This window comes from Leptospira koniambonensis, from assembly GCF_004769555.1.
Taxonomy (GTDB): Bacteria; Spirochaetota; Leptospiria; order Leptospirales; family Leptospiraceae; genus Leptospira_B; species Leptospira_B koniambonensis.
In genome coordinates this window covers 150,439-156,702 of record NZ_RQFY01000011.1, presented here as the reverse complement: position 1 = coordinate 156,702, position 6,264 = coordinate 150,439, and the positions used below count along the sequence as shown (strand labels likewise).

Here is a 6,264-nt window from a genome sequence, read left to right as displayed (position 1 = left end):
AACCCAGTCCTTGCTTGCAAGGGCTGGGGGTGTAACAATTCGGTGAGTCACGCTACTCTATATGTTTTCGAAGAGTCTTCCTCTTCATTTCAATAATCTAAATAAATTTATATCAACACTGAGATTTAGAATTCACATCCGCATGTTGGAATTCCAACATGGAATGGAGATCGCCCCCGCCCTGGTTCGGGTGGAGGAGGTGGGCTTGTGGGAGAAGCCTTTTCCCATGTACACTAAAATTCCAAATTCAGCAATACAATTTTCTACACGAAATTCGTGTTGGAATTCCTACAAAACAGCCCAAAGTCTAAATAACTTTTTCCCAAGAAATAACTTAAACTTAACATATTCATAAATAAATTTCCTTTAATTCTCCAGGCATTCTTTTAGGAAATTTTTTGAATAAAAAGCAAGTTATTCGTCTTTGGTAATATTAGAGGTTTTTTAAATACCTCTTTAACAAAATGCAAACTGATATCTGGAAACTTGCAGTAGGTGGATTAATAGTAATATTTCCGTTATTCTATTTTTTACCTAGCTCTTCTTCCGGAATGATGGAAGCAGACAGAAGTCTACCTGAATTCCATATAAGTGAAGAAGGTAGTAAAACTACAGATATACGCGAAGCTTTGATCGGAAAAGAGAATCTGGTCTATTTCGGATATCTTAACTGCAAAACAATATGCCATGGCAGTTTGCAAAAATTGAAAAACCTAATTTCGAAACAAAAAGATCTAAGACTAGTATTTGTAACTTTAGATCCTGAAAAAGATACAGAAGAACGTTTTGAAAAATATTTCTCTGATATAAAATCGGAGACTAAATTTATCCGACTAGAGTCGAGGGGTAGGGCTTTCGAGCTTGCAAGACTTTTTGGAGTTATGGCATTTTCTTCCAATAAAAATGGAGAGATAGATCATCCAGATTCGGTCCTTTGGGTAAATTCTGCGGGAAGGATCAAAGGATTAATTTTCGAATTTGATAAACATTGGGATCAAAATCCGACAGAACTTATAAAATTCATAAGCGATAAAAAAGAACCAAAGTTTCTAAACATTTAAGCGATTCATAATAAACGAAAAGAAAAACGGGACTTTCGAAAGATCGGACCTAAAAGAAATAGAGTCCGAAATCGGGCTTAAAAATAAAAACCCTTCCGGGGAAAAAATATGAATCCGCCTCAGCATAAACAGAGTATCCAAGATACAGCTAAACTCAAATTTAACGAGGAAACCAAGAAGGTAGATCGTTTCTTCTACATTCTTCTTTTAGCTCATATTCCTTTCGCACTTCTATTATCCTTAGAATACGGCACTTGGAAATTTGTCTTAAATTCTTCGATAATCATCGGAGTACTTTCAAGCATAGGCTTTTTGTTTGGACGAGGCCAATATATTCTGAGGATCTTAAATGCAGTCCTCATCATGGCCTGGTCCGGAATACTGATCCAATCTCAGTTCGGAAGAATAGAGATGCATTTCCATGTTTTCGTAGCATTGGCATTCCTTCTTTATTATAGAGATTGGAAAACGCTTATTCCTGGCGCATTGTATATAGCGGTCCACCACGGATTGTTCTCCTTCTGCCAAAGTATCGGATATAATATTTTCGAAACTCCAATCATCATATTCAACTACGGAAACGGCTGGGACATCGTTCTATTACATGCAATTTTCGTAATTTTCGAGACAGGAATATTAATCTATTTTTCTACAACATTCAAACGAGAGTTTATGAATCAGGCAATCAATCTTGCTGAATTGGAAGAAGTCCGAAAATATAATGTCTCCATTCAGGGAGAAGTTAAAGAAAAATCAGAATCCGTAAACGGGATTTTAGAAGGCCTGGTCCAAAGTTCAACAACTGTAGCCGACAAAACAACTGACCAAGCAAATAGTCTAGAAGAAATTAACGTAAGCATGAACCAGATCGCTAACGCAATCTCAGATGTATCTGATTCTACGAAAAAACAATTAGAAGCAACAGGAACTTTAGAAAACTCATTTCAAAAATTGGAGATCAGTTTTCAGGATATGGAAGCTGGACTTGTTTCGACTAAAGTTTTATTCGAAACTGCATGGAAACATGCTCGAGAATCAGAAGAAAGTTTAATCGCGATCGAAAAATCTATTAAAAGGATCGAATCCAGTTCTTCCAGTACCACTGCAAAATTGGGAACAATCACCGATATCGCAGATAAAGTAAATCTTCTCGCATTAAACGCATCTATAGAAGCAGCCAGAGCCGGAGAACATGGAAGAGGATTCGCTGTAGTCGCAGACGAGATCTCAAAATTAGCAGATCAAACTGCAAACACAATCAAAGAGATTTCCAGATTGATCAGAGATGGAAAAGAAGAAATGACTAAGAACACTGACATCGTTCAATCCGGAACAAAAACTATCTCATTAATCTTGGGAGATGTGGACTCTATCAAAGAAAGTTTGGATTCTTTCTTTTCTCTATTAGAAAAACAAACTGACATTCGAGTCACTGTTGCAGGCGCTCTGTTTAAGGCGGGAGAAATTTCCCAAAATGTTCACCAAGCAACGGAAGCAGAAAAGAAAAGTTTAGAAGAGATCAGAAACTTTTTAGATCGGATCCAAAATTCAAATGCAATCATCGCGACTCAGGCAGTTGAAGCTGCGGACCAGGCCAGAAAATGTGAAAAATTAAGCGATTCTTTGCAAAAACAGGTCCAAGAATTCAAAGCTTAAACACCAAGATCGAAACTGGAAATTTTTTTCCAAACTTAGAAAGAATTTCTTAATCTGCAAAATTTTTCGTTTGAAATATTTTCTTTCCAAATGGAAGGTTCCTATTTGTTTTCGGACCTTACTATGAAAAAGTTTCTATTTATATCTGCTTCCGCATTAGCCGTTGTGGTCTTTTTAGCAATTCCAGGCACAATTAGCTCTCAAAGTGGTGATATCGAGGCCGCCATCCAAGCCGCTTGCAACCGTTTAGTTGAAGGTGGACTATACAAAAGTTGCAAACCAGCTCCAGGATTCTCACTCGGACAAGGTTATTACAGCCAATCCGCTCAAATCAAATGCCAATGTGAGAACAAATCTGATAACGGAAAGACAATCGTTAGCATTTCTCTTTGGCAAGGATATTGATCCTTTCTTAGATCCCGGCTTTCAGAGTTCAATTTATCGATCCATGAAAACCGGGTTTTATCTAAAGCGAGTAGCCCTATTCCAAAATCTAATGCGACATAATACCTATTATCGGAAGTTGGGAATATATAGGAAATAGGGAGAATTCTGTCAAAAATACCAATCTGTCGAAGTTACTACAAAATCCAGAACCTCGAAAAACCTTCTTCTTATACCTCAAAACTCACTTAGATCATCATGAAGGATCAAATCGTCTAGATATACGTTCGCATAATCCGTCCGAACCCCAGAAGTTCCCCAACTAAAAGTTCCATCTGTAATAGACAGCTGTAGAACATTATCCACATAAAAATCGATATGGTTTCCAATGGCTACCAAAGTCAGCTTATACCATTGTTTCGTATTGAAAGACTTGGGATTTCCTGCCTGGTCCTTTAGAATTCCGTTAGCCAAAGGTGTATAAACACCACAAAGTTTTTTCTTAAAATAAACTGTTCCATCACTTCTGAGCGACGCAACATATAGATCGTTTTCGGTCCTATATCTTGTAAATAGATGGATTCCCTGCCAACTATTGGAAGATTCCTGCCAAGAATCTATATAGAATCGAGCCTCCAATGCCTGGTCTGTCCACTTTACCCGAGATCCAGTATACAATCCTTGGATCAGCATTCTGAAATTATAATCTTCTGTTTTTGCCCTTTTATAAATACCATTGGAAAGATGTTTGGATACTAAGGTCCCGGAAGTAACTTCTAAATGAGACTGCAGAGATTTATTGGAACTAGTTTCTATAACGGTTCCATCCGTATATGTTTCAAAACCTTCGAAGGAAACTCCTGCAGGAGTTTGCCATGGGTAGACTTCACTAGATCCGCTCGGATAATAACCTGTTCCTGGAAAAAATTCGTAAGTCCCAGTAGGATTACAAGAACTGGCTTCCAGTTGATTTATAGTTTTGGCAGAAGGATCTAAAACCTGTTCCAAAATAATATTTGTTCCAAAATCAAAAATGCCTAAGAACAGAAAACTTGCAAAGACTAACATTCTAAAGGTGGAAGCCATTTGTAACCTATCCAATTATTTTCGACCCGAGATCAAATCACTTCTGCCCTTGAAAGTCAAGCTATTAACATTTTCTTCCTTAAAATGAAATCTAAAGAAAAATGACCTGGTCCAGATAAATATAAAAACAAACATCCAAGTAACTGGGAATACTCTGATCTAATTTCATGCAAAACGGCCCAAATTCCAAAAATTGGCGGGGATTGAGGAGGCATTAAGGGAGATGTTCCGAATAATAGAGGAAGTTTCGTTAGATACATTGCAACGAGCATTTGTATAATAAATACGAAGCTTAATGGTTTTGTCAAAATTCCGAGGATCAGCATGATTCCCCCTATAATTTCCAAACCTCCAATAAAAGACGCTGTCATTTCTGGATGGGAAAATCCCAACTTTGTAAACCTACCGATTCCTTGATTTACATAGAGAAATTTAATAATTCCTTCCCAAATAAAAACTCCTCCTGCAAGAATCCGAATAATAATATTAAACCTAGCACCCTCCTCAACACGAAAGAAATGATTCACTAAGTTGCTTAAAAGCATAACTTCTCCTTTTGTTTGTGCAACGGTCTAACTATAGATACCATTGCCCCATAAACTGTTTTACAGTTAGAAGCCGAAACTGCACGAAAAATAGAAAGAATACGATAACGCCAGAACCAACGGTAAAATTAAGAGTCTAAACTTCATCGTGCTGACTAACTGTACAAATTCGAAGTCTCCATCTACAAAACTACAAACCGTAGTATATTCTTAGACCGTATTACAAAATTTGAATAGACCGGTTTCTATTTCTATCATTTTAACAATACTTCGGTCTGGAAACTTATTTTAACTAGTATGTAATCAATTAATTACTTAATATATTGAATTCAAAACTTCAAAATAAGAATTTGGTCCTATGCGACCATCGGTTTCTATTATACTTCCTACATACAATGAAAGCAAAAACCTACCTATTGCAGCAGATAGGATCACCAGATCTTTATCCGATTACCGCCATGAGATAATTGTGGTGGATGATGATAGCCCAGATCATACTTGGGAAATTGCAGAACACCTTCAGGAAAAGATCCCGCAACTTAAAGTTATCCGTAGATTGAGCGGTAAAGGTTTATCCTCAGCAGTCTTAACAGGTATGGGCGCCGCAGAAGGAGAAGTTTTCGTAGTAATGGATTCCGACCTTCAGCATGATGAAAAAATCCTGCCGGAGATGATCCGTTCTTTTTATGAAAGAGATGTAGATCTTTGCCTCGGCACCAGATACGCAAAAGGAGGATCTACTGGAAAATGGTCTTTAGCAAGAATTGGGATCAGCAGATTTGCAACTTTTTTAGCAAAAGGTCTTTTAGGGCTTCCTGTTTCAGATCCGATGAGCGGTTATTTCGGCATTAAACGTTCTGTGTATTCAGAAACTAAAAATTCAATCAACCCGAGAGGTTTTAAGATCCTTTTGGAATTTTTGGGAAGAAGTAAAGAAAATCTTAAAATAGAAGAAATCCCTTATACTTTCCAAACCAGAATGTATGGGGAAACCAAACTGAATAATTCTGTGATCAAAAGTTTTTTCTTGGCAATCTTAGACATTCGTTTTGGCAAATGGATCTCCCCAACATTCCTACTCTATTCAATTGTAGGAGCAAGCGGGGTAATTGTAAATTTAATTGGATTTTTGGTCGCTGAATTATGCAAGTTTCCAGAAGTCCAAACTGGGATCTCTTTTTTGGATCCTTTTTCACTCTCCGTGTTTTTTGGAATAGAACTTTCGATCCTATCTAATTTCTTCCTAAATAACTACTTTACGTTTTATGAAAGAAGGTATTCTGGAAAAAATTTAACCTTCGGCTTCCTTCTATTCCATCTAGTAAGTATGGTAGGGATTTTGGTGCAAATGTCCGCATTCCATTTTATCTATTATTCTATTTTCAAACAATGGAACGGCACTTCTGAACTTACTCTAAAATTTGGCGCGGATATTCTTTCTATTCTGACGGCAATGGTCTCAAACTATTTCCTGAATTCAAATCTGACCTGGTCCAAAAAACCTGAATTAAAGAGCTAAAAACAAGAAGGGA

At 37.1% G+C, this 6,264-nt stretch carries 6 protein-coding genes; 4 read left to right on the top strand and 2 right to left on the bottom strand.

Translation table 11 applies throughout. The features are described from left to right. Positions 1 to 464 precede the first annotated feature (464 nt). The 3 genes from EHQ52_RS17880 (at position 465) to EHQ52_RS17870 (ending at position 3,122) form a co-directional block, all read left to right on the top strand. Positions 465 to 1,061: an SCO family protein gene (locus tag EHQ52_RS17880; RefSeq protein ID WP_135616578.1), complete on the top strand. Its 597-nt coding sequence runs from the start codon at positions 465 to 467 to the stop codon at positions 1,059 to 1,061. Between the two features lie 108 nt (positions 1,062 to 1,169). Further along, positions 1,170 to 2,717 (top strand): methyl-accepting chemotaxis protein, encoded by a 1,548-nt coding sequence (locus tag EHQ52_RS17875; protein ID WP_135616576.1) that lies wholly within the window; start codon positions 1,170 to 1,172, stop codon positions 2,715 to 2,717. 123 nt (positions 2,718 to 2,840) lie between these two features. Further along, positions 2,841 to 3,122 (top strand): hypothetical protein, encoded by a 282-nt coding sequence (locus EHQ52_RS17870; protein ID WP_135616574.1) that lies wholly within the window; start codon positions 2,841 to 2,843, stop codon positions 3,120 to 3,122. A 216-nt stretch (positions 3,123 to 3,338) separates the two neighbouring features. Here EHQ52_RS17870 and EHQ52_RS17865 read toward each other — a convergent pair whose 3' ends face one another. Both EHQ52_RS17865 and EHQ52_RS17860 read right to left on the bottom strand, forming a co-directional pair. Further along, positions 3,339 to 4,187, bottom strand: a complete 849-nt coding sequence (locus tag EHQ52_RS17865; RefSeq protein WP_135616572.1) for a pectate lyase — start codon at positions 4,185 to 4,187, stop codon at positions 3,339 to 3,341. Positions 4,188 to 4,243: 56 nt separating this feature from the next. Beyond that, entirely contained in the window at positions 4,244 to 4,732 is a 489-nt protein-coding gene (locus EHQ52_RS17860) for a DoxX family protein (RefSeq protein ID WP_135616570.1), read from the bottom strand. Between the two features lie 358 nt (positions 4,733 to 5,090). Here EHQ52_RS17860 and EHQ52_RS17855 point away from each other — a divergent pair, with 358 nt between their 5' ends. After that, entirely contained in the window at positions 5,091 to 6,251 is a 1,161-nt protein-coding gene (locus tag EHQ52_RS17855; RefSeq protein ID WP_135616568.1) for a glycosyltransferase, read from the top strand. Positions 6,252 to 6,264: the final 13 nt, after the last annotated feature.